Annotated in this window: 25 protein-coding genes, 2 tRNA genes, 1 pseudogene and 1 other annotated feature; of the genes and pseudogenes, 9 read left to right on the top strand and 19 right to left on the bottom strand. The window is 61.5% G+C overall.

Features of this window, described 5'->3' with window-relative positions:
* Positions 1-116: 116 nt before the first annotated feature.
* From H0X90_RS36165 to H0X90_RS05935, 11 genes and pseudogenes are all read right to left on the bottom strand, one after another.
* A pseudogene (locus H0X90_RS36165) lies at positions 117-881 on the bottom strand (IS3 family transposase); the annotation flags it as partial.
* Positions 560-676: a sequence feature (AL1L pseudoknot), on the bottom strand. Its footprint overlaps the pseudogene before it by 117 nt.
* Positions 882-998: 117 nt before the next feature.
* Positions 999-1589, bottom strand: coding sequence for a suppressor of fused domain protein (locus tag H0X90_RS05985; protein ID WP_227739770.1), 591 nt, complete (start codon positions 1587-1589; stop codon positions 999-1001).
* Between the two features lie 55 nt (positions 1590-1644).
* Entirely contained in the window at positions 1645-2061 is a 417-nt protein-coding gene (locus H0X90_RS05980; protein ID WP_077189639.1) for an Imm70 family immunity protein, read from the bottom strand.
* Between the two features lie 3 nt (positions 2062-2064).
* Positions 2065-3291, bottom strand: coding sequence for a DUF2169 domain-containing protein (locus H0X90_RS35705; protein ID WP_227739769.1), 1227 nt, complete (start codon positions 3289-3291; stop codon positions 2065-2067).
* Between the two features lie 87 nt (positions 3292-3378).
* On the bottom strand, positions 3379-3813 hold the full coding sequence (locus H0X90_RS05965) for a hypothetical protein (protein ID WP_227739768.1): 435 nt from the start codon (positions 3811-3813) through the stop codon (positions 3379-3381).
* Positions 3814-3965: 152 nt separating this feature from the next.
* Positions 3966-4973: a hypothetical protein gene (locus H0X90_RS05960; protein WP_127447489.1), complete on the bottom strand. Its 1008-nt coding sequence runs from the start codon at positions 4971-4973 to the stop codon at positions 3966-3968.
* An 11-nt stretch (positions 4974-4984) separates the two neighbouring features.
* Positions 4985-5968: a hypothetical protein gene (locus tag H0X90_RS05955; protein ID WP_127447488.1), complete on the bottom strand. Its 984-nt coding sequence runs from the start codon at positions 5966-5968 to the stop codon at positions 4985-4987.
* A gap of 63 nt (positions 5969-6031) precedes the next feature.
* Entirely contained in the window at positions 6032-6829 is a 798-nt protein-coding gene (locus tag H0X90_RS05950; RefSeq protein WP_077189637.1) for an ankyrin repeat domain-containing protein, read from the bottom strand.
* Positions 6830-6939: 110 nt separating this feature from the next.
* Positions 6940-8076, bottom strand: a complete 1137-nt coding sequence (locus tag H0X90_RS05945; RefSeq protein WP_227739796.1) for a PAAR-like domain-containing protein — start codon at positions 8074-8076, stop codon at positions 6940-6942.
* A gap of 38 nt (positions 8077-8114) precedes the next feature.
* The gene (locus tag H0X90_RS05940) at positions 8115-9407 is read right to left on the bottom strand and encodes a DUF2169 domain-containing protein (RefSeq protein ID WP_127447487.1); all 1293 of its coding nucleotides are present in this window, start codon (positions 9405-9407) and stop codon (positions 8115-8117) included.
* A gap of 11 nt (positions 9408-9418) precedes the next feature.
* A complete protein-coding gene (locus H0X90_RS05935; protein WP_006497600.1) occupies positions 9419-11530 on the bottom strand; it encodes a type VI secretion system Vgr family protein in 2112 nt (703 codons plus the stop codon).
* A 139-nt stretch (positions 11531-11669) separates the two neighbouring features.
* On the opposite strand from H0X90_RS05935, the gene tssF reads away from it, so the two are divergent.
* Positions 11670-13547 (top strand): type VI secretion system baseplate subunit TssF, encoded by a 1878-nt coding sequence (gene tssF / locus H0X90_RS05930; RefSeq protein WP_077189635.1) that lies wholly within the window; start codon positions 11670-11672, stop codon positions 13545-13547.
* A 1-nt stretch (position 13548) separates the two neighbouring features.
* Here the strand turns inward: tssF and H0X90_RS05925 are convergent, their stop codons facing one another.
* The 4 genes from H0X90_RS05925 to H0X90_RS05910 form a co-directional block, all read right to left on the bottom strand.
* A complete protein-coding gene (locus H0X90_RS05925) occupies positions 13549-14121 on the bottom strand; it encodes a hypothetical protein (protein WP_043205777.1) in 573 nt (190 codons plus the stop codon).
* Positions 14122-14145: 24 nt separating this feature from the next.
* Positions 14146-14523 (bottom strand): DUF3592 domain-containing protein, encoded by a 378-nt coding sequence (locus H0X90_RS05920; RefSeq protein ID WP_012492498.1) that lies wholly within the window; start codon positions 14521-14523, stop codon positions 14146-14148.
* Between the two features lie 602 nt (positions 14524-15125).
* Positions 15126-15202 (bottom strand) — tRNA-Arg (locus H0X90_RS05915).
* A gap of 180 nt (positions 15203-15382) precedes the next feature.
* Positions 15383-16213 (bottom strand): undecaprenyl-diphosphate phosphatase, encoded by an 831-nt coding sequence (locus H0X90_RS05910; RefSeq protein WP_077189634.1) that lies wholly within the window; start codon positions 16211-16213, stop codon positions 15383-15385.
* Positions 16214-16692: 479 nt separating this feature from the next.
* On the opposite strand from H0X90_RS05910, the gene H0X90_RS05905 reads away from it, so the two are divergent.
* From H0X90_RS05905 to H0X90_RS05885, 5 genes are all read left to right on the top strand, one after another.
* On the top strand, positions 16693-17604 hold the full coding sequence (locus tag H0X90_RS05905) for an aldose 1-epimerase (RefSeq protein ID WP_006490569.1): 912 nt from the start codon (positions 16693-16695) through the stop codon (positions 17602-17604).
* A 132-nt stretch (positions 17605-17736) separates the two neighbouring features.
* A complete protein-coding gene (locus H0X90_RS05900; protein ID WP_006490610.1) occupies positions 17737-18429 on the top strand; it encodes a peptidoglycan DD-metalloendopeptidase family protein in 693 nt (230 codons plus the stop codon).
* A gap of 368 nt (positions 18430-18797) precedes the next feature.
* Entirely contained in the window at positions 18798-20252 is a 1455-nt protein-coding gene (locus tag H0X90_RS05895; protein WP_077189633.1) for an acyl-CoA synthetase, read from the top strand.
* A gap of 72 nt (positions 20253-20324) precedes the next feature.
* Positions 20325-20648: a DUF2288 domain-containing protein gene (locus H0X90_RS05890; RefSeq protein ID WP_034200759.1), complete on the top strand. Its 324-nt coding sequence runs from the start codon at positions 20325-20327 to the stop codon at positions 20646-20648.
* Positions 20649-20658: 10 nt separating this feature from the next.
* A complete protein-coding gene (locus H0X90_RS05885) occupies positions 20659-22038 on the top strand; it encodes an MATE family efflux transporter (protein WP_006490551.1) in 1380 nt (459 codons plus the stop codon).
* 19 nt (positions 22039-22057) lie between these two features.
* Here the strand turns inward: H0X90_RS05885 and H0X90_RS05880 are convergent, their stop codons facing one another.
* The gene (locus H0X90_RS05880; protein ID WP_006490588.1) at positions 22058-22240 is read right to left on the bottom strand and encodes a hypothetical protein; all 183 of its coding nucleotides are present in this window, start codon (positions 22238-22240) and stop codon (positions 22058-22060) included.
* Positions 22241-22376: 136 nt separating this feature from the next.
* On the opposite strand from H0X90_RS05880, the gene H0X90_RS05875 reads away from it, so the two are divergent.
* Entirely contained in the window at positions 22377-22547 is a 171-nt protein-coding gene (locus H0X90_RS05875; protein WP_006476323.1) for a hypothetical protein, read from the top strand.
* A gap of 207 nt (positions 22548-22754) precedes the next feature.
* Here the strand turns inward: H0X90_RS05875 and H0X90_RS05870 are convergent, their stop codons facing one another.
* Complete coding sequence (locus H0X90_RS05870; RefSeq protein ID WP_006490555.1) at positions 22755-23561, bottom strand: GNAT family N-acetyltransferase; 807 nt, start codon at positions 23559-23561, stop codon at positions 22755-22757.
* A 171-nt stretch (positions 23562-23732) separates the two neighbouring features.
* Positions 23733-24194 (bottom strand): phosphohistidine phosphatase SixA, encoded by a 462-nt coding sequence (gene sixA / locus H0X90_RS05865; protein WP_006490592.1) that lies wholly within the window; start codon positions 24192-24194, stop codon positions 23733-23735.
* Positions 24195-24355: 161 nt separating this feature from the next.
* Here sixA and H0X90_RS05860 point away from each other — a divergent pair.
* Positions 24356-24432: transfer RNA gene (locus H0X90_RS05860), tRNA-Pro, on the top strand.
* Between the two features lie 222 nt (positions 24433-24654).
* A complete protein-coding gene (locus H0X90_RS05855; RefSeq protein WP_012492497.1) occupies positions 24655-25095 on the top strand; it encodes a hypothetical protein in 441 nt (146 codons plus the stop codon).
* A gap of 106 nt (positions 25096-25201) precedes the next feature.
* Here the strand turns inward: H0X90_RS05855 and ppx are convergent, their stop codons facing one another.
* Positions 25202-26716: an exopolyphosphatase gene (ppx, locus tag H0X90_RS05850; RefSeq protein WP_006490522.1), complete on the bottom strand. Its 1515-nt coding sequence runs from the start codon at positions 26714-26716 to the stop codon at positions 25202-25204.
* Between the last annotated feature and the right edge of the window lie 51 nt (positions 26717-26767).

The raw sequence follows: 26767 nt of genomic DNA, 5'->3' as shown, positions 1-26767 counted from the left end.
ACCGTAGACAGGGACTCGGTTCAGTGTAGTGCGGACAATATTCGTTATTTTTACGCGTTGGATGTCAAGATTCGTGACGAAGGCGCGGTCCGCAACGAGGCGATCTATCTGGCGCCGTCCGTGGTCATCGACGAACTGACGCGCCAGCCAACAATACGGCGGGCGAATACGTCGATCACGAACGCGACGTAAAGCCAGCCTTGCCACGTCGAAGCGTACGTGAAGTCCGACACCCAGAGCTGATTCGGCCGCTGCGCGTTGAATTGCCGGTTGACCCGGTCAAGCGGGCGCGGTGCGCTCTTGTCGGCGATCGTGGTGCGAATCCGTTTGCCGCGAACCGCACCACGCAGACCTTGCAGCTTCATCAGCCGACCGACCGTGCAGCGCGCGACCACAATGCCCTCGCGGTTCATCTGCTTCCAGACCTTCGGCACGCCATAGACTGCATGTTGGCCTGCCAGACACGCCTGATCTCGGGTTGCAGAATCTCATCGCGTTTCGCGCGGGCGCTGCGTCTGGACGGATCGCGAAGCTGTGCCGCATGGCATCGGCAGCCCGACGGGGCGCTCCGCAAGACCTTGCAGATCGGCTCGCCCCCGAAGGTGTCGCGATGCTGATCGACGAACGCCGTCAGGACTTGAAACGGCGGTCGAGTTCCGCCTGGGCAAAAAACGCGCTCGCAACCCTGAGAATCTCGTTGGCACGACGCAGTTCCTTGACCTCGCGCTCCAGGGCCTTCAGCCGTTCGCGTTCGTCAGTGGTCACGCCATCGCGCTCCCCTGGTCAACCTGATCACGCTTGATCCATTCGTGCAGCGTCTGCGGCGTACACCCAATCATCGGCGCAATCGACTCGACCGCTGCCCACATCGCCGGATGTTCGGCGGCGAAGCGCAGGCGTTAGGTTGCCCAGACAGATGAGTCGTAGCTGCGCAGATGCTGAGCTCCGTCGACTGGACGCGCGAACCGGCCCAAACGGCTTTGCAGGCAAACGTAGCTTTACTTCAACGAAGATCGATACAAGTCAAATACATCTACATCCGCTTGTTCAAGCAAATCTTCAAATTCACTATCCCCGCGCGTGCGGAGGATCTCAAGTTCTGCATCAGAAATAGGGATTCCTTGCAACCAATTGACTTTCTCTCCGCTCTCCAAGTCAAGTTGCTTGAAATGCCCGTCATTCCACAGAAACGGTGCTGTCAGATACAGATGTGGGACTAACGTGTCGCCGTAGCATTCCGCGACATACCCTTCCAGCACGCCCCCTGGCATCACCGCCCACCGTGATCGCATTAGCGCAAAAGCAGCAAACGCAAGCACATTTGGCCAGTGCTCAATATCAGCGGGCATTGCACCACACAACTCAATACGAGTCCCTAACTCCGTCTCGCCGCCAAGAGCAGTCTCAAAGAGACCTATCGTGCTGTAAGACACGAGATCGGGGTCAGGCGAGTCCGCGACTGAGAGTACGTCGACCGCCATGGGCAAGTCATCGTGCAGATATTCCTGCACCTTGGGCATGCCGTCGAACACCGACAAGGCGTGCCGCCCCACAGCTTTTCGGCCAGCAGAAATTGGGCCTTTTGTCATGTCACGATTCGAGATGAGCGCTCACGGTTGAAGCACGATGCGTAAACGAGATAGACTAAATCTCTTCAATCACAACATCCGCTTTATTCTTCAGCGCATCATCAAAAGCCTCAATCAACAGATCAAACAAATCGCGCCCCGTACTAGATACAAAGTAATTGCCCATCGAAGTAATATCTGAACTAATATCCGCTCCCCAAGGAGGTTGCTTGGCTCGATCTTCATAATCCCATATTACCGAAGAGGGCGGAAAATTATTCAACTCTTCACGAATTTTCTTCAACTCCTCTAGGCCCTGCCCAACGTGCTCCGCTGGCACACGCCCCTCATAAAACTCTTTCGATACAACGGGAAACTTGGTTCCCGGACCATTGGACTCCAAGAGCCCCCAGATTGTGGAAAAGAACGAGTTAAAAAAGCTCGATGCTCCGACCTCGTCAACTATCGATCCGACTCGTACGCCAACTGACATGTGCTACCTCAATATGGTAATGTTACTTGGCTGAATTATACCGTTACTGCGCGTGGAGATTGACTGAATAACGTTTTGCAGCTCACCACGACTGACTACTTGACCACGAATATCTACAAAAAGCGATTGGACGGTATCCGGAGGCAATTGTTGCGCACGATAGCCCTTGGAGAAGTGATCGGACGGCTGCGCCTGATCCTGCGGCTTATAGACGCCCGTTTCAAAGCGCCTCTGGACTGACTTCCCCGCTTCATCGAATATATCGTGCAGGTCCGGGCGATCGCGCCACGGATTCGGCGTATTCCATAAAGAGTCGAGATTTTTTACTGCGTCACGAGCCTGCTCCACACTCTGGATGTTGAAATGCTCCCGAAAAACGTCACCCGCATCTCCGGTGATGGTGACCGTTAGTGGTTCAGCCATGCCGCACCTCCGCCGGATCGACCGCGTTACCCGACGATGTCGCGGCAAGCCGCTCCAGCCCGCCCGGTCGACAAACCTTGCCTCGAAGCGCTGCGCACGCACGGACTTCATCAGCGTTGCGCGCCACGCCAACGTCACCACGGGCTTCGCAGCCTCCGACAGGTCGACAGACAACGTATCGAGCAGCAGCGGCGCGAACTTGAGCGACTGGTCGGTGTAGACCGATCCCATCGGTAGATGGCCTGGCAAGGCGATGCGCAGGATCGTATTGCCCCGCTCGCCGACGGTCGATCCGGGCGTGCCAGCTGGAACAAGATTCGTCAGCACGATCGTCTCGTCACCCTTCAAGTGCGGCACCTGCATCTGTGGGTGCGCGCCATTCCAGTACCTGAACTGAAAATCGTCCGGCAAGCCCGGATGGCGCTCAGCGAGCCACTGGTCATCGTACGTGCCAGCAAGCTCACGCCTCGATTTCCACGCCTTCCCGACGATACCGACGCCAGCCGGATGCAGCGACGGATGCGCCTGCCCATTCACAGCTGCGAGCCACCCTTGCATTGAGATGGGTTCGCTGCCGGCTTCGATCTGCGGAGCAGCGACCCGCTGCAGCTTCGTCGCATCAAGGAACCAACGTTCAGCAAATCCCAGACCGATCGGATTGTTTTCGCAGGCCGTATGCGCCACCGGAACGTTATCTTGATCGGGATGCGCAGCCTGCTGCTTGTCATCGAGCCGAGATGCCTTCCCAATCAACCCGAGGTTCGGGAAGCAACTCGTGAGCTGCACTCCATCGCTGAATCGCTTCATCGAACTTCAATGCATCACACAAGACATTACCCTGTTCCGAGAGAGCCTCTAACTCATCTTGGATTTTCTTGGGGAACCTCGTCATCTTTATTTGCTTCCCTTCGATGCAAGCTTCGCAAATTCGAGATACTTCTTATCCTCACCGGAAAATGGTCTGCTTCCAAATTGCTCATACAGCGGCACAAAAAATTCCGCGGATTTATCTAGATCGCCGGCTTCGAAATACACTGTTCCGCTGAGAAAGCCGATTATCAGATCCGGGCCGGTTCCAGACCCGTACGCCCTCTTCACTTCTGCCAACCAGTGAACAGCCTTATCGAACTGTTTAGTATTTCGATAAAAAACGACGAATCCACGCGTCATCGATTGCGCGAGATCATATTGTTCTCTAGGCTCAGGCAAAATCTCCCACGCTCTAATGAAACTTACCTCAGCGTCAGCAATTTTCCCCTTCTTCCACGCCTCCCGACCAGCAACGCCGTAAGCGTATATGTCTTTGATCAGATCTTCCGAGAGCTTCATGACTTCAACCTTACGCAACGATGCACAACCTCGATGTCACAGACAAGAACTCTCGAATGACCTCACGTCATAGATCGCATTAATTCAATATATGTCCATGATCAATTCTTCCGAGAGCCCCGAGGTCGACGATATGCAAACCTACCCAGACTTCAGGGACTATTGTGAGGATTTTCGAATACTTCCCACTGTGCTCCGTCGTATCGGGCCAGCCTTCGAGACGCCAACACCCATAAAACACCATCCTTCGCCTCCACGGTCGAAACGCCGTCCAAGGAAAACTTGTCGCTAACCATCAACCTTTGTGGTCCATTTTCATCGAGCTCATAGATGCCGTCGCCGGCACCGATGAAGAGTCGATCGTTAAACCACGCCAGCGAATAAAAGTCCGTACTGAGGCTCTTTCGGGCCACCGCACCAAAACCGGTCTGAAAGTTGCCTTTTAGCAAAGTCCCTTTGCTTCCGGCGACCCAAACGCTATCGGCCGAGACTGGCATGACACAATTGAGATGAGCTGCTGTTACTTTTGGCAATTTTGTCCAGCTCGTGCCGTCAAAGAACGCCATGTATCCATCATTACCGACGACATAGATAGATTTCTCATCGAGACCATTGATGTCGATGAGACCGATCGTTTCGTCGGCGGATTTGGTCAATGCCGCAAGTAACTCGCTCGCATCTTCAATGCTACCAATGTCAACTTTCTTCTGGAGAAGCTGGGCATCAACATGTGCCCAGCCCGCTGAGTCGCGCTTATAGACTTGGCCACCATATCCACAAACATAAAGGTGACCATCAATTTCTCGAATACGCGTAACGTATCCGTAGTTGGGTGACACCGGCTCTAGGCCAGCATCCGCGATTTTCTCGATTACCGAACCATCCCGACTGTAACTTTCGACATCTCCTTGCTCACTCAGTGCATAGATCTTGCGAACACTATTGGGAGCGGGATTTGGGTAGCAGGTTGACACAACACGCCACGCAGGAAGGTCATGGTAGAACCATTTGTCGGCCGTTTGATGTTGATAAAACACCATCCGCGAAACAGGAGTGTCTTCCGTAGCCTCCAACTCGTCCAAAGTGCTTGACAGATAGAACATGTCTCGATTAATTGCGCAACCAGTGCCGAATGTCAGCTTCGTTTTTTGCTTCGCCATAAAAATCTTCCTCAGAAGTCGCCTGCCCCAGTCTTCATCTGCTCGGCAAAATCCTTCAATTCCATACCCTTAGTTAAGCCCCCCGTCGGATCGGCACGGACCTTGAAGTCTGGCCCCATGCCTTTCAATTGATGGTACGCCCGAAGCTCAGCCATAATTAAAGCTGGATTACATTTTGTTACCGCTGCGACCGACGCTGCTCCTGCCGCCTCTAGTTTCCAGAGTTCAGTCGTACCCGGCGGATTGCCCTTCAAGCCCAATGCCAACTCCGCTGCATCGTACAATGCGTGCGCCTTACCATGCTCGGTTGTCGGTGTACGATCCTTGCCCTCTAAACAGATCACCAAACCGTCGCCTTCCGAAATGCCTCCAGGAATCTGACGACGCTCAGATCCTCTGCGCGCCCCCGGTAAGCGAAAAGCTCGGTCTGCCACGACATGGTGTCCGGTCTTTCCTTCCGCTTTGCAGGTATCTGGCTGGTAGGGACGAAGATTGCAGCGACCCTTACCCTTGACCTTGCCGCCGTCTTTTCCGCCATTCGAAGCGGCTTCCTTCTCCGCCTTCTCAGCGGCTTCCTTCTCGGCCTTTTTAGCGGCTTGCTCTGCGGCCTGTTTAGCTTCCTGCTCTGCCAATTGCTTGGCCTCTCTCTCGGCGAGTACTTTCGCTTCTTGCTTCGCTAGTTGCTCCGCAGCTTCCTTGGCCCCCAGCTTTGCCACGCCCTTTGCCCCGTACTTGACAGCTTTTCCGGCCGTGCCTAAGCCGGGCACAAGGTCCGCAATGACTGAGCCACCGGAAATAGCCGCCTCCGCCGTGTTGCCTTCGGCCGCGTAAATCAAACCGTTCGCACCGTCGAATATGGCGCCAACTTCCGGGATGGCCCCAAGGACATCCAGTCCGGTGTGAACGTATCCCACTGCCTGACTGAACCATCCCGCTTCCGCCGCTGTTTCAGCCACGACAGGTGGATTGGCCGCCGACGCAGCAACACGCGACATAGCCGTTTGTCCGTAGAGCCTACCGACGGTGTTCCCTTGATCGCTCACGATATGCCCCGCGCCTTATTTTTGGCTCATCTGCTCTCGAACCTTCGCCGGCGGGTCGGGCGGAAACTTCGCTCCCTTCGCAATCATCAGCGCGCGCAGACGCTCGAATTTTTCCAAGCGCTCCTTGCCCTCGGGCGACAACCCTGGTGCGGGAGGCGTCTGTGCCGTTCTGACCGGTTGCCCATCCTTATCCAACGAGATGTCGGTGACCGTGGCCTGCTTGGCCTCCGGTTGCAGTGCGTCGATGTCTTTCTGCACGGAGTAGGCCACGCTCACGCCGTTCGTCGTATGGGCGTTGACATCGGCACCATGCTCAACGAGAAAAATCGCAATGTCCGGCTTGGCGACGTCGAGCGCGGAATCCAGTGCGGTCCCGCCAATGCTGTCGCGATGATTGATGTTTGCGTGATGTTCGACTAGCAGCTTTACTCGCTCCATCGCGCCGTTGCCTTCCATCGCCCGCTGTAACAGACTCGTGCCATCGCTATCGACCGTATCCGGCGACAAGCCCCCGTCGAGCATGGCCTTCAGGTAGCGAGTGTCTTCATTGGTGATCGCGAAGTACATCGCGCTGCCCAGCCCCTCCACAATTTGAGCGTCCGGCTTTGAGCCATGCGCGATCAGTTCGCTGATCGCGGGGAAATTCTTGGTCGAGATGGCAAACCAAAGCAACGTCATCTCTTGTCGCCCGGGCTTGTTCACGTCGATCCCGGACAACGCCGATTTCAGTTGAGCAACGTCGCCATCGCTGATCGCCTTGGCAGCAGACAGATAGCTGCCGTCAAAATACTTGCTGGGTGAGTTCGCGCTCATATTGCATCCACTTACGATGATTGTTAGTGCAGAGACAGCGGCTAGAGCCATCCACCGCCACCGCGCCGTATACCTCACGCTTCGGGCCGGCGAAGTTGTCGTATTGGTCCTCAAGGACGAGTCTCCTGAACGATCGTCGCCTGATCGGCTGTTTTTTGTGCTTCGATGCCATCGATGACCTGATTCATGCCATGGCGTGCGACCGCACCACCCGTTCCCGGAAGGATGTGCGGCGTGCCTACAGCTGTAGGCATCATGCCGTGACTGCCTTCCTGAACCTTCGTCAGGATCTCCCCTTCCACGCGGTACGCCTGAATATCGGATGCCACCGTTGTCCCGCCATAGCGCGCTACCGTCGCCGGATTGAGGCCAGCTGCGTTGAACGTGGTCGCAGCCAAGCCACTTGCGCGCGATGCGGCAGAACCCATGCCGCCGCCGAGCGAATGCCCCACAATATCCACATCGGTTCCACTCTTCTCAAGCGCTCGCCCGATCTTGACTGCACGATCGTAATAGGCTGAGTTCTTATTGGCTCCTTGAGCGATGTTATTGGCCCAGTCGGACCATTTGTACTTGTCTGTCCCCTGAAAAACCACCTGCGTCTTGAAGTCGTTTCCGAAAACTGCCGGATCGGGCTCGTAGACCTGGGCACGAAAGTTTGTCCCCGGTATCGAAAAATCGTTGGGCTTCAACTTGAACTGAGCCAGTTTCGCAGGGTCGCTGCTGACGTTCGTCCATCCCTCTGGCGCCGCCTGCCCCGGGTGGTAAACGTTCTCAGCCAAGCGCGCCTTTTCGACGGCCGTATTGTTTTGCTCAAAGCGATTTGCCGCCGCTTCGAGTTTGCTCCGCTCCGGTCCCGGCGACATCGAAGCAGCTTTCTCCCGTGCCTCGGCAATCTGGGCCTTCCGACCTCGCCAACGGGCAGCCTTTGCTTCCTTCCCGACGTAATTGCCGTTCATCCAGAACTGATCGCTGTGACGCACGACCATCTTGCTCTCGACCCGAACGGTCTTGCTATGGTCGATAGGCCAGCACTTGGCGCCAACGGTTCCGCTTTCGACTCCATGTGCCACACCGGCCTGATCGCCGATCGTATCCGGCGCGAAACTCGAATCGAACCGCACGATCGGATTGCCGTTCGCAAAGACCGTCTTCGACGTCATCTGACTGTCGCCGAGGCTCGCTGTGACAGGATAAGGTACGGGCGGCGTGCTACTCCCCATGGGGGTTTTGCATACGTCCGGCATCATCGACACTATCGTCCACTGGCCATCCTTGCGAGCCATTACGTTGTCTGCCACGCGTCCTCCGGTTCGCTGGTTGTTTTCGGGACAGCCATTCGCAGCAGAGGCGCATGCCGATCGAGTTCGAAACGTGCCTCGCACACGCGCACCGCCGGCTGCAACGGAAAAACCGCCCGCCATGTAGCCGATACGCGCATTTCTTCGGTATCGATCAAAAGTGTGTCGAGCTTCATCTCGAGTGGCACGATTTCCCCGCTCTTGAAGCGAAGCGCCACAAGGGCGCGATGCCCCGGAAGCCTCGCACGCAAAAAGCCTGCATGCGTGTGCTCCGGCAGCGCGAGATTGGCAAGCTCGAAGGCGAGTCCCGGCGCAGGCCATTCGATCTGCTGATCTGCCGGCGCACCATTCCAATAGTGGAAGTCATGATCCACCGGATGGTACGGCCATCTTGTCTTATGCCAGGTCTCGTCGTAAGTCCCGGCAAACTGCAAACGGGGTGTCCAGGCGCGACCGACAACACCCAATCCGACAGGCGTCGTCGCGTAGCGGGCTACGACCTCTTTCATCTGCTTGGCATCCAGCCCCGAAGCGGAGTGCTCGGCAACGTCGAGACTGGTTATCGGAATGTCCCATGCTTCTATCTGCGGCGCCAGAATTTCGGCAATCTTCGGCAATGGTCCTGGAATCGATGATGCACACAACGAAGCGACGACCGACTTATGGGTCGCCCGATCGAGGAAGCGCTTCTCGACCCAACCGCGGCCCAGCGGGTTGGTGAAGCAGACTTCGTTCAGTTCAAGATCCGCGCTCGTCCCCTTTGCGCTCTGCGCAAGGGCGACGCGGCTCGTGCCGCCGTATGCCTGCTCCCAGCGCACCGGAACAGCTCGTGTCGGTTCAGGCTCACCGAGCTTCCACCCGCGCCAGCCCTTCGTAAATGAGCGCGGTCCCGTGACGCGCAGTCCTTTGTCGATGACCATCGTCCCGGCGTCGAATACGCGTACGCGAGCGGGCCACGATGCCGCAGGCGTGCCATGCGGGGCGTGTGCTGTCGCTCGAACCAGGACATCACACTTCGGTTTGAACGGCGCGAGATCGCTTTCCCATTTCACGCTGCTCTTACCCGTTTCGCCTTCGTATTCGTCTGACATCGCCAACGGGACGGCGTTGTCACCGCTCAGCAACACGCAACGATGTGTATCGCCATCGGGGTCGAACGATTGCGCCGGCTCAAGCCGATACGCCGCCTTGAGCGCCACCACGTGGATTTCGTTGCCCGGCACGTCGACGGCATTGAACGCCATCGCATGCAAGGGCGTGAGGTTACGGAACTCCATCGTCGTAGCACTTAGTTCAGATCGACGGTCTTGCCGTCGACCTTCACCGCGTCGGAACCGAGAATGTCGATGCTCGTCCCGCTAATCGTGATGTGTCCGCTGCTTTCGAGAACGATCGACGCTTTACCGGTTCGCAACTCAATACGATCGCCCGCAGTAACCGTATAGGTCTTGCCCACCATCGTGGTTTTCGATAGCCCCACCTCCTCGGCGCTGGCAAGCCCGGCCGCCGTGTTGATCGCGCCCGCTACCGTCACCGTATACGCGCCGCCCACGGTCAGTGCTTTTGCAAGCCCCACCGTCTCCGTCGACGTCAGCGCAATCAGGAGATTCTCCATCCCTTGGATGGTCTCGTTCCGGTTGCCGCCGACCGTCAGCGTCTCGTTGTTACCAACGGTCTCGGTGCGATCGACCCCAACGTGAATCGTCTCGTTGTTGTCGACCGTTTCCGTACGATCGTGACCGACGTGCACCGTCTCATCGTGATCGATATTCTTGGTGCGGTCGTTACCTACCCAATGCGACTCATCGTGCTCGACCTCGATGCGCTGATCCTTCTCGGCGTGAAGCCAGACCTCTTCCTCACCCTTCTTGTCCTCGAAGCGGATCGCATTGGCCGTGTTGACGTTACCGGTCTTGGTCGAACGCGTCAGAATCCCGCTCTGTGTCGCGTTGGCTGGCAACGCCCACGGCGGCATGTTCTGCGAGTTGTAAACGCGCGACGTCACGAGGGGACGGTCCGGATTTCCATCAAGGAAACTCACGACCACCTCATCCCCGATTCGCGGGATCTGAATCATCCCGAAACCGCTACCCGCCCACGGCTGGCTCACGCGCACCCAGCAGGAACTCCCTTGGTCGCGTTTGCCGAGACGATCCCAGTGGAACTGCACCTTCACCCGGCCGAGACTATCCGTATAAATCTCCTCGCCTTTCGGACCTACGACGATCGCCGTCTGCGGCCCGACGATCGTCGGACGCTCGCCCTCGAATGCCGGACGGTACGGAATTTTCTTGCGAATGCAGGTGAAGCTGCATGAATACGCAGAAGTCCCCTCGCCAGGCTCGTAGTTGTTCGTGCCTGTGTGCGACACAGTCAGCAACAGGAATTGCCGGTCTTCCTGTTTGGTACTGGCGTGATCGTAGTGGTCGTCCAGCTCGAAGTATCGGCACGGCATCATCCGCCGACCCGTCGTCACCCCGACGAACGTTTTGCTGTGTGCAGCCAGCGCTTCCGTCCGGAAGCGCGCGAGCTCTTCGCCCCGATCACTGTCAGCGAAACCATGCTCGCCGAGGTAGTCGTAGATCTCGTAGGACGGTACGTCGCCTTGATTGACTTCCGTGCCGCCCGACACGAATCGCCGGGCATGAGGAATTTTGTAGTCGAACGTTTTCAGTCCGACCGTGTCCGGTGCAAGCTGACGCTGTGCTTGAAATGACGTGATGACGGCGAGATTGTCCATCGCCTCGCCCTGATTGTATTGCAGCGATGGACTGCGCCCGTCGATCGGCTTCGCGGTCACCGAGTTATCGGCGATGATCAGCTTGTGCCCATCCTTCGCATGCTCGAAGTAATAGAACAAGCCATCCTCTCGCATCAGCCGTTCGACGAAAGCAAGATCCGTCTCACGGTACTGCGTGCAATAGCTGCGATTCTGCGTTCCTTTCGAGAGCCGGAATTCGAACGACGCGAGCTTGCCGTACTCCCGAAACACGCGCGCGAGAATCGCCTCTGTGTTCTCTTCCTGAAAGATCCGAATGTCCTGTCGGCGAGAGAGCATCCAGAGCCACGGCAGGATCGTTGCGCTATACATCGCAAAACCACCATCGGTGTCGAGATGCGAAAACGCCGCGACGTATCCGTGGAAGTAACGCTCTTCCGAGCTGGCGAGCGCATCGGTCAACTGCAACGTGATTGTCACAGGTTGGCCGATCAACTTCTTCAGCTCGATATTCTTGTCTTGCGACGCGAGCCGGACATGCATCTCGAAATTCTGAGATAACCCCTCGGTACAATGGAAATCGACGAGCACGAGATCCGATCGACCTTTCAATGGCGTTTCAATCGTAAACAGGCGATTGCTCTGGAGCTGGAAGAAGCTCGCAATTTCGGACATTTGCATATATAGCCTCGGAATCTCTCAGCGGAGGGGCAATTTTTTGTCGGCGCGGCCATTTTAATATGCCTGCGCGCCATTTTGACTAGATGTCGGCTCCGGAAAACGGGGACCGATTATCGCGGATTATTGAATATTGCAGCGAATGGACCATCTGCTGTCACATTACGAACGTGAAGTCGGACTGCTTGCACGCAGTCTGGCGGACTTTGCTCGACGCTTTCCGAAGATTGCAGCACGCCTGGGCATGTCTGGTGGCCACGTCGAAGACCTGCACGTCGACCGAATGGTACAGACGTTCGCGCTGCTAGCGGCTCGTGTCGATGCGAAGCTTGATGACGATTATCCGCAATTCACCGAGGCACTTCTCGAAATTGCCTATCCGCACTATCTGCGCACGGTCCCGTCATGCGCGGTTGCCTCGTTCGACCCATCGGTTCTGTTCGGTCAGCTTACCGAACCGCTGACGATAGCGCGCGGCACGATGCTGGACGCCAATGCCGCACCGTGCCGCTTCCGTACACTCTACGACGTCACGTTATCGCCGTTGCGTATTTACTCGGCACGCTATTCATCAGCGACGCTCGCGCCAGCAGCGGCGCGCATCCCGGCAGAAGTGACGGGGATCATTTCGATTACTTTTACAAGCGAATCCGCGTCGCAAGCATTCGATGACGCCATTCCGTCCACCCCAGTGCGGGTACATCTGTCCGGAGAGCGGCCGCTCGTCGCTGCGCTTTCCGATACGCTGTTGCTTCGTGCATCGGCCGCCTACGTGGAGGTGGACGAAAGCGGACGCTGGACCCGCTTGTCGAAAGTCCCCATTGAGGCGGCCGGCTTTGCCGATGGCGAGCGATTGTTGCCGAAGCAAGACGATACAAGCGCACAATCGTTCAGGCATCTGATCGAGTATTTTGCCTTCCCCGAGAAGTTTGATTTCGTCGACATCGACCTGGGTCGAATGCGTCGCGCCGCGCGCGCCGAAGCAGCTCGACGACTGACGCTTCACGTCGCCGTGCAAGGCACCGCCCATGATTCCGGCACCGCTCAGATCCTGGCAACGCTGAACACCAGCACGTTCCGATTGTTTTGCACACCGGTCGTCAACCTGTTCGAACGCGCGGCAACGCCTATCCAGCTAACCAGTCACGATGCCACCTATCCGATCACGCCGACCCCGTTGGCAACCGGCATTCCGCTGAGCGTCTACTCGGTTGAGGCCGTGTATCTGGGCGAGCGTACGAAGTCGGGCGAAGACAAGGCCGCCATCGCTTCACATGCGGCACCGCGCACGCAGGTGTGGCCGTATCGTGCATTCAGTCACGCGCGGCCCATGGATTCGTCCGCCATCTATTGGCTGGCCTACCGAGATCCGGAGACCATGCCGGACGGCGCGCTGGCGGAATCGCAACTGGCGTTGGTCGACTTAAAGGGTCAAACCGCTCATCCGCGACACCCTCAGGTCGATGTCGATGTCCTGGCAACCAACGGAGCAATGCCGTCCCGGTTGCCGATCGGAGCCCCCGATAGCGATCTTCTGTACGAGGGTTCGGCATTGGCGTGCCCGATCATGCTGCTCTCCCGCCCTACCTTGCCGGCTGCCTTGCCGCGTGGCGGTGCACTTTGGCGCGTCCTGTCGGCACTGGCGCCGCATCCGCTCGACCTGACGCGGACCGGACTACCCGCGCTGAAGGAGTTTCTCCGTTTCCATGCTCCGCGTTCCAGCGTGGTTGCCCAACGTTGCATCGACGCGATCGCATCGCTCGACTGCAAACCAGCGATCAGGTGGATGTCTCTCGACAATCACTTCCCGTCATTTGTTCGCGGTGTGGAGATCCTGCTTTCGTTCTCCGAGGCTGCGACACGAGATGTCAGCCTGCATCGGTTCTCGGCTGTCATGGACCGACTCTTCGGCCCGCACGCTCAGTCAAACAGCTACGTTCAACTCGTCGTGTTATCGGCCGAGAGCGGCAAGGAGCTTTTGCGGTGCGCTCCACGCCCTGGGACACAACCGCTGGTATAGGTCAGTGGAGATAGCCAGCCAGAATCCCCCCACCCACACCAGCTTGAAAGCCAGCCGTTCGACCGTGCATATATAGCAGCGCCGGAGCATTCGCAACGGCGTCCGCCAAAATCATCGACATGGCCGGGCTTGTCAAGCCCAACGCAAGCATTGCCGGATTGATGCCCAACAGCATCACAGTCGCTCCCTGTGCGACAACCACCCCACCGTAACCGTCGAGATAAACGGTTCCGCCTTGCAAATCGGACCGCGTAAGTTCACTGCCCTTGAATGCACTGGTCATGTAAACGGTCCCATGACTCGGGAAATCATACGTCGAGCCAGCAGCACTTGCATCATGGCTACCGAAGTTCGGCAATTTCAATTCTGGGATTGTGAACCTCGGCAATTTGATTTTCGGAATCCTGGCGCCCCAGCCGTAACCAATACCCACACCACCGTAGTAGAAGCTTTGCGAATGTTTCTGTGGATCAGTGAGAATGATATTCCCCCCCGTCGCAACTACGATGTCAACGCTCACCCCACCGCCCGCGCCAGTGTCATATTTCCACTTGCTCTTTCGAAGATACGACATACGCCCTCTCTCTTCTGCTTCTCGTTATGTTCGTGACGGCAGATTCATAATCCCGCACACGATTGCAACTGCACCCATGAAGGCAAAAACAATCGTCGAATCCCAGATCGCGGCGAAGACATTCATCGTTGCGCTGCCATCAGGATCGTCGGCCTGGTACCGCACCTCGACTCGCTGACCGAGCTCCACTTTCGTGACAATCCCGCCTTGCGGATACGAAATCTGCTGTCCTGTCTTGGTGGTGAATTGAATCTCGGGATGGTATCCGCCAGCATTGAGCTTAACGACGAGGCCCGGTACCACAATCGATGTTCGAAGAAATTCTCTAGTCGACTGTGCGCTGATTGCAGCAGCGACAAGAAGGCCCACCCCAATCACAATGGCACTGATGCCCTTAAACATGACGCCCTCGTTTACATTCATTACAATTATTCGGGTGCTCCATGCTGATCGTATCAGCCTGCCAAATTCTAAAACATCCTCACCTGGACGCCAGACTGTCCGGCTGGTGCGCTATCAGGCCTTGGTCGGCAAGTGGCGCGCTTGCGAATGGTCTTCGAGATCGAGGATGGGTTGTGTTCATTTCGGGAGCCGTAAGTTGGTTTGGAATTGGGCAAGCAGCGCTCCACTACAAATCGTGGCAAGTGGTGCCCTTCGCCTGCCTAGCCGGTATCGGCCTTGCGATGTGCATAGCCGTATTTAGGCCAGACCCAAGACGGGACACTGTGTTTTATGGCATCCGACGTGACGCCCGGAAATCGTTCTGGCAGCGAAAGCGCAATGACATCCTCGCTAAATTGATAGCGGCCGTCATGGGCGCAGTACAGGGCGTTGGAGGAACACTGCTAACCCAAGCGCTCAACAGATGATGACGCGGCCTCCGGCAAAGTATCGGGCGGTCATCGGGTGGAATTCATTCACACTCCGTTCACACCGAACGGCGAAGGGAGCCAACTTGACAGCAGTCGCTCGCGTGACTAAGTGACTGAATAAGCGAAGAATCCTGGCCCGCCCTACACGATTCGAACGTGTGACCTACGGCTTAGAAGGCCGTTGCTCTATCCAACTGAGCTAAGGGCGGTCAAAGAGAAAAGACACGGTCTGACACGGGCCGCATTCGGCATCGGGTTTGAGTCACGAAGCAGCAGCGACGCCGCCCCAAACAACTCGAAACCCCGAAACAAAACGGGCCCGGCACGAAGCCGAGCCCGAAATTATACCCGATCATCGCGCCAGATCACGGAGACCGGCGCTCGCAGCATCAAACCGGCTGCGGATGCAGCATGAACCAGCCGAGGCAGAACACGCCGGCGATCACGCAATACACGCCGAACGACGCGAGCCGGCCGCGCCCCTCGAAATAGCGCATCAGGAATCGCACGCTCAGGTACGCGGCGATCGCCGTCAGCACGCCACCGAGCAGCGCATCGGCGAGCTGGTCGCGCGCATGGAATAGCTTCGGCAATTCGAGCACGCCCGCGGCAAAGATGATCGGCGTGCCGAGCAGGAACGAGAATTCCGCCGCCTTCTCCGCCGTCAGCCCGGCCGCGTTGCCGGCGATTATCGTCAGCCCGCTGCGCGAGAAGCCCGGAATCAGCGCGCCGATCTGCGCGAGGCCCACGAAGAACGCCTGCTTGAACGTCATCTTCTCGGGCGGTTGATGGGCGCGGCTGCGCTGGATGCGATCGCCGAGCCACAGCAACACGCCGTTGACGATCAACGCAATCGCGACGATCCGCAGATCATGAAACACGCGCTCGATGCGCTTTTCCAGCAGCAGGCCGACGATGCCGGTCGGGATCGTACCGATGATCAGCGCCCACATCAGGTGCCCGTCGTCGTTCTTGCGGCCGCCGAGCTGCGCGAAGAAACCGCCGATCAGTGCGATCCAGCGCGCGCGGAAGTACCACAGCAGCGCCAGCGCGGTGCCGAGGTGGAGCGCGACGAGGAAGGGCAGCAGTTGCGGCGCATGCTTGTCGATGTGCATGCCGAACAGCGCCGGCACGAGCAGCGTATGGCCGAGGCTGCTGACGGGGAAGAGTTCGGTGACGCCCTGCAGGACGCTCAGGAATACCAGAAACCAGAGGCTCACGCGTCGGTCCTTTTAGTAAAGATTAAGCGGGAAGGAAGGCGGACGACGCGATGCGCGTCCTGAAAAACGCGCCCCGATTATGCCGAGCCAGGATTACTGCGCCAAGGCATTTGGCAGGATATTGCGGCAATGCACACAAACACTTGCAATTTGTAAGCGCGCAGAAAGCAAAAAGCCCGCCATTTGCATGGCGGGCTTGTCCACTTCGGCAGGAATTGCCGTCAGCGGCCGAGCTGATAGAAAAATAATACCGTGCTACCGGTAAACATGCCGAACAGTGCGATACCCATTGCCATTGCCAGATCCATGGCCCCCTCCACGAAGTGTCATGACCCGGCAACATCACCGGTTTAGAGGCATTATCCAGACCGTCGACAGTGTTAAAAACTCGCAATTTCCCGAGAAGGGTTTTCCCCGAGCGGTCGCGGCCCGATAATGGAACGCACGTTGCTCCCCTCACCCGCCCAACCCGATTCGCCATGCCGATCTTCCAGCAACACGACATTCACGAACTTCACGCCGGCCCGTCGCTCGTCCGGGTCGCCCCGCAATTCGGTGGCCGCCTGCTGTCCTGGCACGTCGATGGCGAACCGGTGATCTTCTGGCCGGAAACCGCCGACTGGAGCAACCTCGCCCGCGTGCGCGGCGGCAATCCGCTGCTGTTCCCGTTCCTCGGCCGCCACCGCGTCGACGGCGAACTCGGCCGCTGGCGCGACGCCGCCGGCGTGGTTCGCGACCTGCCGATGCACGGTTTCGCGCGCGATCTGCCGTTCGACGCGCAGCCGTCGGCCGACGGCGCCGCGTTGTCGATGACGCTCGACGCGAACGACACGCTGCGCGCGAGCTATCCGTTCGATTTCCGGTTCGAAACGACCTACCGCCTGGCGGACGCCCATACGCTGGAAGTCGCGCTGACGACGACCAATCGCGGCGACACGCCGCTGCCCTACTACGCCGGCCACCATTTCTATTTCGCGCTGCCGCACGGCGAGCGGGCCGACACCCGCCTCGAGTTGCCACCGACCCGCCGTTGCCACCAGCGCGCGGACGGCTCGATCAGCCCGCTCGAACCGGGCGAGGTCCGTTACCGCCTCGACGATCCGGAGATCCTCGACCGCTTCCACTGCCTCGACGGCGAGCCGTCCGCACCGGTGCGCATCGTGATGCCGGGCCGCCACCGCACGATCGAGATCGCACTCGACGTGCCGGGCTCGATCCCGTGGTACGCGGTCACGACGTGGACCGAAAAGCCGGATTCGGACTTCTATTGCGTCGAGCCGTGGCTCGGCCTGCCCGATGCGATCCACAACGGCCGCGGCCTGCGCATGCTCGCGCCGGGCGCGACTGAAACGGCCACGCTGCGGATCCGTGTCGCCCCGCTCGCCGGCTGATTCGACACGCACCGAACCGGGGCACGGCGGCCCCGGTAGCGACCGAAACTGCGGTGCGCGGGTCGAACCCGTTAAAATCGGACGTTTTGTGTTGCCTGCCGCGTCACGCGCGGCAGGGTTTTGCGAGGTTCAATGTTCGGAACAACAACGAAGCGACTCTTCGCAGCCGCCTGCGCCGCCCTGCTCGTCGCGTGCGGCTCCGCGCCCGTCGGCCCCGGGTTCTATCGCGTCGAGCGTGGCGACACGCTCTACAAGATCGCGCGCGACAACCGCACGTCGGTACAGAGCATCGTGCGCTGGAACCAGATGACGAACCCCGATGCGATCGAAGTCGGCCAGGTGCTGCGCGTCGCGCCGCCGCCCGGCACGACCACCGCATCGACCACCGGCACCGGCAGCGCGGGCCGCGCACGCCCGGCCCCTTCCGCGCCGGTCGAATCGGCCGTGAAGCCGGCCACGAGCATTGCGCTGATCTGGCCGGCGGCCGGCAACGTGGTACGCACGTTCGACGGCTCGAAATCGAAGGGCATCGACATCGCGAATTCGCCGGGCACGCCGGTCGTCGCGGCCGCGCCGGGTGTCGTCGTCTATGCCGGTAACGGGCTGCGCGGCTACGGCAATCTGATCATCCTGAAGCACAACGCCGATTACCTGACGGCCTACGCGCACAACCGCGCGCTGCTGGTGAAGGAAGGCCAATCGGTCACGCAAGGGCAATCGATCGCCGAGATGGGCAACAGCGACAGCGATCGTGTCGCGCTGCATTTCGAGCTGCGCTATGGCGGCCGCTCGATCGATCCGTCACGCTACCTGCCGGCGCGTTGAGCGCACGACAGACGGCGCGCGATGCCGGCACGCATCGCGTGCCGTCGCGGCGAAAACGGAAAAAAGTCGCGTCAGCGCTTGCGCAGACGTCCGGTGACACGGCCGGACAACGGATCGACATGACGAGCAAACGCCACCAGCACACCGATTCCGATCAGGCTGAACCCCGCAGCTATCAGAAGCAAATCCATGGTCACACCACTGTTTTGTCTTGATCTTATGCGTCATTGTGAAATCGTGCACTGAGGCTCGCCTACTGGACGAGTCCGAACATTCCCTATCAGCAAACACCATTGTGGATTCGTCTGCGTGAAATCCTGATGTAAGCCGCTCACCGGACGCCCCGCTCGACATCAGGAGACCACGCGATGCTGCCCGCCGCCGACCGCTACGATCACCTCCTCGCCCGCTTCCGGTGGGACCTTCCGGCGCGCTACAACATCGGCGTGGACGTGTGCGACAAATGGGCCGACGGCAGCGGACGCCTCGCGCTGATCCACGAAACGGCGCAAGGCGACGTTTCGCGCCTCACGTTCGACGACCTGAGGAATGCTTCTAACCGGCTCGCGAACAGCGAGGCGGCCGCGCTCGTCACCGACGCGGCCGGCTACGCGAAGATCGCGCCGCTGCGCGCGCAACTGCCGGCGCTGCATACCGTCTACTGCATCGGCGACGATGCGCCCGACGTGCCCGGCGTGTTGCGCTACGACGCGGCGCTCGCCGCCGAAGCGCCGGATTTCGTGCCGGTGGATACGGCCGCCGACGATCCGGCCGTGATCATCTACACGTCCGGCACGACCGGCAAGCCGAAGGGCGCGCTGCATGCGCATCGCGTGCTGCTCGGCCACCTGCCCGGCGTCGAGATGTCGCAGCAGTGCTTCCCGCGCGACGCGCGCCTGTTCTGGACGCCCGCCGACTGGGCATGGATCGGCGGGCTGCTCGACGTGCTGCTGCCGTCATGGCATCACGGCGTGCCGGTGCTCGCGCGCCGCTTCGAGAAATTCGACGGCGACGCGGCATTCGCGCTGATGGCGCGGCACGGCGTCACCCACGCGTTCCTGCCGCCCACCGCGCTGAAGCTGATGCGCGCGGTCACGGCGCCACGCGAACGTTACGCGCTGTCGCTGAAATCGGTCGCGAGCGGCGGCGAATCGCTGGGCACCGAACTGACGGCGTGGGGCCGCGACGCGCTCGGCGTGACGATCAACGAGTTCTACGGGCAAACCGAGTGCAACATGGTGCTGTCGTCATGCGCGGCGCTGTTCGATGCGCAGCCCGGCGCGATCGGCAAGGCGGTGCCCGGTCATGCGGTCGCGATCGTCGATGCGGACGGCACGCCGCTGCCGCCCGGCGTCGAAGGCCGCATCGCGGTGCGCCGCCCCGACCCGGTGATGTTTCTCGAATACTGGCGCAACCCCGACGCGACGCGCGACAAGTTCGCGGGCGACTACCTGCTCACCGGCGATACGGGCACGATCGACGCCGACGGCTTCGTGCGCTTCGTCGGCCGCGACGACGACGTGATCACGAGCGCCGGTTACCGGATCGGCCCCGGCCCGATCGAGGACTGCCTGCTCACGCATCCGGCAGTGCGGATGGCGGCCGTCGTCGGCGTGCCCGACGCGACGCGTACCGAGATCGTCAAGGCATTCGTCGTGCTGAACCCCGGCCACGTCGGCGACGCAGCGCTCGTCAGCACACTGCAGGCCCACGTGCGCACGCGGCTCGCCGCGCACGAGTATCCGCGCGCGATCGCGTTCGTCGACAGCCTGCCGATGACCGCGACCGGCAAGATCGTGCGGCGCGCGCTGCGCGACGCGTGAGCGCACTGTCCCCGCTCGGCCCGCCCGGCCGGATGGTTTATAGTGGCGCCACGCAGTCTTTCCAAGAAACCGATGTCCTCTGATCAACACGCCGCCGCGGGCGCGTCGCACAGCCCGCTCTACGCCAAACTCCTCGGCGAAACCGCCAAGATCGACTGGTGCGACCTCGAGCGCTTCTTCGCGCAGGGCAAGCTGCTGTCCGTTGCGCGCGACCTCGATCTCGTCAGCGTCGCGGAAGCGGTCGCCAGCGACGACACCGGACAGGTCACGCGCTGGCTGTCGTCCGGCCTCGTCGCGCGCATGCCGGCCGAGACCGCCGCCGACTACGCGGCGCGCAATCCGGAGCTGTGGGCGGTCGTCGTCTCGCCGTGGGTCTGCGTGCAGGAACGCGCCTGACGCGTCCACCATGTCCGAATCCGCCTTACCGCACGGGGCCGGTAGCGCGTCGGCCGCCGTCACGCATCGGCGCGTCCTCGCGCTCGCGTTCCCGATCGTCCTCGCGAACCTGACGCAACCGATCCTCGGCGCCGTCGACACGGCCGTCGCCGGCCACCTCGACGGCGCGCAATATCTCGGCGGCGTCGCGCTCGGCGGGCTGTTCTTCAATTTCGTGTTCTGGGGCTTCGGCTTCCTGCGGATGGGGACGACCGGCCTCGTCGCGCAGGCGCATGGCGCCGGCGACGCCGCCGGGATCCGCCTGAACCTGCTGCGCGCGCTGATCGTCGCATTCGCGCTCGGCGCCGCGGTGCTTGCGCTGCAGGTGCCGCTGCTGTCGTTCGCGCTGTCCGCGCTCGGCGGCAGCGAGGCCGTCCGCGCGACGGCGCTCGGGTACAGCCACGCACGGATCTGGAGCGCCCCGTTCGCGCTCGCGAACTACGTGGTGCTCGGCTACCTGCTCGGCATGCAGCGCGTCCGGCTCGCGCTCGTCGCGCAGGTGTTCATCAATGCGGTGAACATCGGTGCCGTGCTGCTCTATGTGTATGGTTTCGGCTGGGGGATCGCCGGCATCGGCGCCGCGACCGCCACCGCGGACGCGTGCGGCTTCGCGCTCGGTGCATGGATGCTGTGGCGGCTGCGGCCGCGCGGCCTTGCACCGCTCGCGGTACGCGCGCTTGCCGACCGTGCAGCGCTCAAGCGGCTGATCGCGCTCAATCGCGACATCTTCCTGCGCACGCTGTGCCTGCTCGGCGCCTTCGGATGGTTCGCGCATCTCGGCGCACAACAAGGCGACGCGACGCTCGCCGCGAATGCGCTCTTGCTGAATTTCCAGACCTTCATGGCATACGGCCTCGACGGCTTCGCGCATGCGGCCGAGGCGCTCGTCGGCGCGGCGGCCGGCGCGCGCGATCGCCGCGCATTCCGGCAAGCCGTGCGCGTCACGCTGTTCTGGTCGGCACTCGGCGCGCTGCTGTTCGCGCTCGTTTATTGGGCCGCAGGCGGCTGGATCGTCGCGCGCCTGACCGATCAGGCCGAGATCCGCGCCGTCGCACTGCGCTACCTGCCGTGGGCCGCGATCTCGCCGATCGTGTCGGTCTGGGGTTTCCTGCTCGACGGCGTGTTCATCGGCGCCACGCAGACGCAATCGCTGATGCGCGCGATGGTCGCGTCGTTGTCGATCTTCGTCGCGGCCACGCTCGCCGCCGTCGGCACGTTCGGCAATCACGGCCTGTGGTTCGCGCTGCTGCTGTTCATGGCGGCGCGCGGCGCGACGCTCGCGCGCTATCTGCCGGCGCTGTTGCGGCGGGTCGGCGCCGACCCGCAGGCCGCATCGGCAGCCCGCGCGTGACAGCGGCCCCGGCCGACCGTTACTGCGACTGCACGGGTTTCGGCGACGGCGCGTCGAGCATCGACGGCGGCGTCATGTCGGTCGGCACGCCGTGATAGTCGGCCGGATCTTCCGGCGGGTGGCCGCGGCGTGCTTGACGGGGATCGCTGCTGCAAGCGGCAAGGAGGGATGCGGCCAGCACGGCCAGCACGAAACGGGTCATCAGGTAGGGCTCCGGAAAACGGCGCGCCGAACGCACGCCGAGACCGCGCCGAGTCTAGCGGAAATCGGGTTTCGGGGTTGCGCCGCGCATGTCCTACTATGTACGCATGGCGCTGTGCCGTTGAAAGGAGGCTGCCATGTCGTCTGAAGAAATTGCGGGCCTGATCGGCCTGTTCATCGGTCTGATGGTGCTCGTCGCGCTGTCGTACTTCGAGTCGCGCGAATACAAGCGCAGCCATGAAGGCGAAGGGATGATCCACCACTGGATGGCGGAACACCACCTGCTCGACTGGCGGCGCAAGCACTGAGCGCGTCGCTGCCGTCCGGCCCGTCCCCGGGGCCGGTGCGAACGTGCCGCTCGGCGGCACGGTGATCGCCGCATGTCGCCGAAATTATCGGGGCCCGATACACACACATCGACCGGATACACGAACGCCGTCGCGTGACGTCTGCCACGCGACGGCGTTCGCTTGCGCGCAGCGCGCCCTCAGAGGGCGCGCTGCGATTCGGACCACTCAGCCCAGGAAGTGGCGGGCGTAGCGCGCGTTGATGTCCGACAGGCGGAACAGCGTCAGGAAATCCGCGCAGTTGAAGTCGGGATCCCAGGCCGGTGCGCCGCAAATCTTCGCGCCAAGACGCAGATAACCCTTGATCAGCGGCGGCGGCGCGACGACGGTGCCCGTCTGCAGTTCGTCGACCGGCAGGGCCGTGTGCGGGAACGCGCGATACTCGGGCGCCGTCAGTGAGCCGGCCGACAGCGACTGGTACAGGTTCGCCGCGTAGTGGCCGCCGTCGGCCATCGACACGCTCGCGCAGCCGAGCATCGTCTCGTAGCCGTTCTGCATCATGTACGCGCCCAGCCCGCCCCACAGCGCCATGATGACGGCGCCGCTGCGATAGTCGCTGTGCACGCACGAGCGGCCGACCTCGACCATCTTGCCGCGCAGGTGCGTGAGGCGCGACAGGTCGAATTCGCCTTCGGCGTACAGGCGGCCGACCCGCGCCGCCTGGTGCGGCGGCAGCACGCGGTACGTGCCGACGACTTTCAGCGTGTCGAGATCGCGGACCAGCAGGTGGTCGCAATACGCGTCGAACGGATCGACGTCGAGACCGGACGGGCCGCTGACCTGCGCACCCATCTCTTCGGCGAACACGCTGAAGCGCAGGCGCTGGGCTTCGCGCAATTCGTCTTCCGTGCGCGCCCATGCGGCGCGCAGGCGATACTCGGATGTGACGGTTTCACTGGCGCGCGGCAGGTGGCGCCGCGACGTGTCGAGGGGCAGCGAGGCAAAGGGGAGCGTAGGCGTCGGCAGTTCTCGCATTAGGCTTTCCTGGTCGTAAGGAATAGGACGACATGCCCGCCAATGTAGTAATCGGCCGTGACCGTTATGTGGCACGACCGTGTCCTTTCAATGACGTGTCGCCGAATTGACTTTAGCAGAAAGCTTGCGAAACCGTATGATCAATCCCTTCAAACCTATTCAGACGGGGCTTTACACCAGTTCGGGCGTCAGTACCGCCCGCAGCACGGCCTGCCGGTTGCCGTCGCGCGTGCGGCTCGCCAGCCACACGATTCCGCCCTTCTTGACGCTCCAGCTGTCGTCGCCGCCGGCGACCAGCTGCGCGGCGACGCTGCCGAGCGTCGGCTGGTGGCCGACGATCACGACCGTCGGCGCGATGCCTTCCGGCCAGCCGGCCGCCGTCAGCACGTCGTCGACGCCGCCGCCCGGCGCGAGCGCGTCGACGGTCCGGTACTGGTCGGTCAGCGCCTCCACGGTCTGCACGGTGCGCGCCGCCGGGCTCGCGAGAATCACGGTATTCGTCTCGAGCCGCCCGCGCAGCCATTTGGCCATCGCCTGCGCGTCCTTGCGGCCGCGCACGGTCAACTGGCGCGCGAGATCGCTCGTTGCGTAATCTTCGGCTTCGGCGTGACGCCACAGGATCAGGTTCATCATGATGTTCTCCTTGCTTCGGCGAGCGCCCGCGCGCGCATGCGTACGGGCCGGCCGATCGTCCCGTGAATTGTCGCAAATCGCGGACCGCTCGCCGCCGCGGCATTTATCCGCATATCGTGATTGACCGGATCGGCCATTCGACGTTATTATCTTTGGCTCGTCGGAGCGTAGCGCAGCCTGGTAGCGCATCTGATTTGGGATCAGAGGGTCGAAGGTTCGAATCCTTTCGCTCCGACCAAAGGAATCAAGGGGTTACGGTTGAACACCGTAGCCCCTTTTCCGTTTACGGGCGCTTTTTACCGGCCCTGGAATCGCCCACCGATTTTCCGCAGCGCGCGGCGGCCCGGCCCGGGTACGGGCCCACCACCACGTCGATGCGCCCGCGCATCCGCCGTCAAGCCCGCGCACGAAACTTGCTGGAACACGCGATAATACGTGTGAAACAACCCGGCAACCGCGCATGAAAAACAACGTTCTCAAGCCAGCCCTCTGCGCGTCGCTGCTCATGCTCGCGACCGCCGCCGCCGGCACCGCGTCGGCGAAAGCGCTCGACGACGCGCTCGACTGCCATTCGACCGGCCACAAGTTCGTCGCACCGTTGCTCGCCGCCGGCGACATCCAGTCGGAGCCGATGCACGTCGAATCGAACTCGGTCAATGCGTTCCGCACGAACCACCCGCTGACGGCCTACGGCTTCGGCGTCTATGTCGTGCTCGGCTACCAGGCGAACGACCCGATCTTCCGTCCGGGCGACGGCACGCCGATCGGCGACTGGGCCTACGGCGTCGTCGTACGCGGCACGAAGGGCTCGGTCGAGGAAGCCGTGCGCAAGGCCGGCAGCGACGCCACCGTCAAGCAGGCATTCCCGTTCCTGACCGCGATCGTCTGCTCGTCGGACTGAGCGGGCCGCCAGCACGAGCGTGCGGCCACGCCGAACGGATGGCGCAGCATACCGCCCACCCGGCTCCAGGCATCCCGAAACACCTTCCGGGCCCGCTATCGCCCCGTCACGCGCCGGTATACACCACGCGATACGGGATACCGACCTTCTCCCACTCCGCCGCCTCCTGGCTGAGGCTGTAGTCGGTCAACGGGTTCTGCTCGACCCACGCGTTCGGCAGGCGCACCTCATAACCGCCCTTCTTCATCTGCGAGACGGAAATATCGGGGAGCCCCGCATCGGTCCGGCGCCGGCACAGCAGCGCCGCGAGCCGCAGGCAGAACAGCAGCGGCCACTCGACCTCACGCGACTGCGACAGCTTGCCGAGCTTGCCCGCATGGCCGAGCACGAGCGCGGCGAGCCGGGCCTGGTCGGTGCGCGAAAAACCCGGCATGTCCGCATTGCTCGCGATATAGGCCGAATGCTTGTGATACGCGCTGTGCGAGATCGACAGGCCGATCTCGTGCAACGCAGCCGCCCAGCCGAGGAACATCCGCCCTTCCTCGCGCGCTTCCTCGTCGTCTTCCTCGAGCTCGTCGTAGAAACGCGCCGCGAGCGCCCCGATCCGCTCGGCCTGCGCGCGATCGACGCCGTAGCGGCGCGTGAAACCCTCGACGGTCACCGCACGCATGTCCTCGTGCTGCGTCCGGCCGAGCAGGTCGTACAGCACGCCGAGGCGCAGCGCGCCGTCGGTCGTGTCGACGTAGTCGACGCCGAGTTCCTCGAACACCGCCAGCATGATCGCCAGGCCACCCGCGAGCACCGGCACGCGGTCGGGCTTCAGCGCGATCAGCTTCAGCCGGTTGACGTTCTCCGACTTGATCAGCGCGCGCTTCAGCCGCTCGAGCCCGCCGCGCGAAATGCCGTGCGTGATGCCCGGATCGTTGAAGCCGTTCGCCTCGACGAGTTCCGCGAGCGCGCGCGCGGTGCCGGACGAGCCGATCGCCTGGTCCCAGCCGGCCTTCTTGTACTCGCTCGAAATAATCTGGATCTCGCGCTTGGCCGCGAGTTCGGCCTGCCGCATCGTGTACTCGTCGACGTTGCCGGCCGGGAAGAACGTGCGGCTATGGCTCACGCAGCCGATATAGAGGCTCTCCATCACGATCGGCGTGTAGTGCGAGCCGATGATGAATTCGGTCGAGCCGCCGCCGATGTCGACGACGAGCCGCTTGCCGGCGCTCGCCGGCACCGAGTGCGCGGCGCCCGCATAGATGAGGCGCGCCTCTTCGCGGCCCGCGATCACTTCGATCGGGAACCCGAGCGCCGCCTCGGCCTCGCCGAGAAATTCCGCGGCGTTCTTCGCGACACGCAGCGTGTTGGTCGCCACCGCGCGCACATGATCGGGATGAAAATCGCGCAGGCGCTCGCCGAACCGCTTGAGCGCCTCCCAGCCACGCTCCTGCGACGCGCGGTCGAGCATCTTGTCGCTCGACAGGCCCGCGGCCAGCCGGACCGGCTCGCGCAGCGCGTCGACCGGATAGATCTGGCTGCCTGCCGGCGTTTCCTCGACGCGCCCGACGATCAGCCGGAAGCTGTTCGAGCCGAGATCCACGGCAGCCAGCAAGTGGGGAGTTGTAACCATCAGAAGGGGGCTCCGTGCGCGTTCTTCCGCGGCAGCCGTTCCGGCAACCGA

This window comes from Burkholderia sp. 9775_39, from assembly GCF_015712225.1.
GTDB lineage: Bacteria > Pseudomonadota > Gammaproteobacteria > Burkholderiales > Burkholderiaceae > Burkholderia > Burkholderia cenocepacia.
Note: the sequence above shows the minus strand (reverse complement) of the source record. Positions and strands in the feature narration are given on the sequence as shown.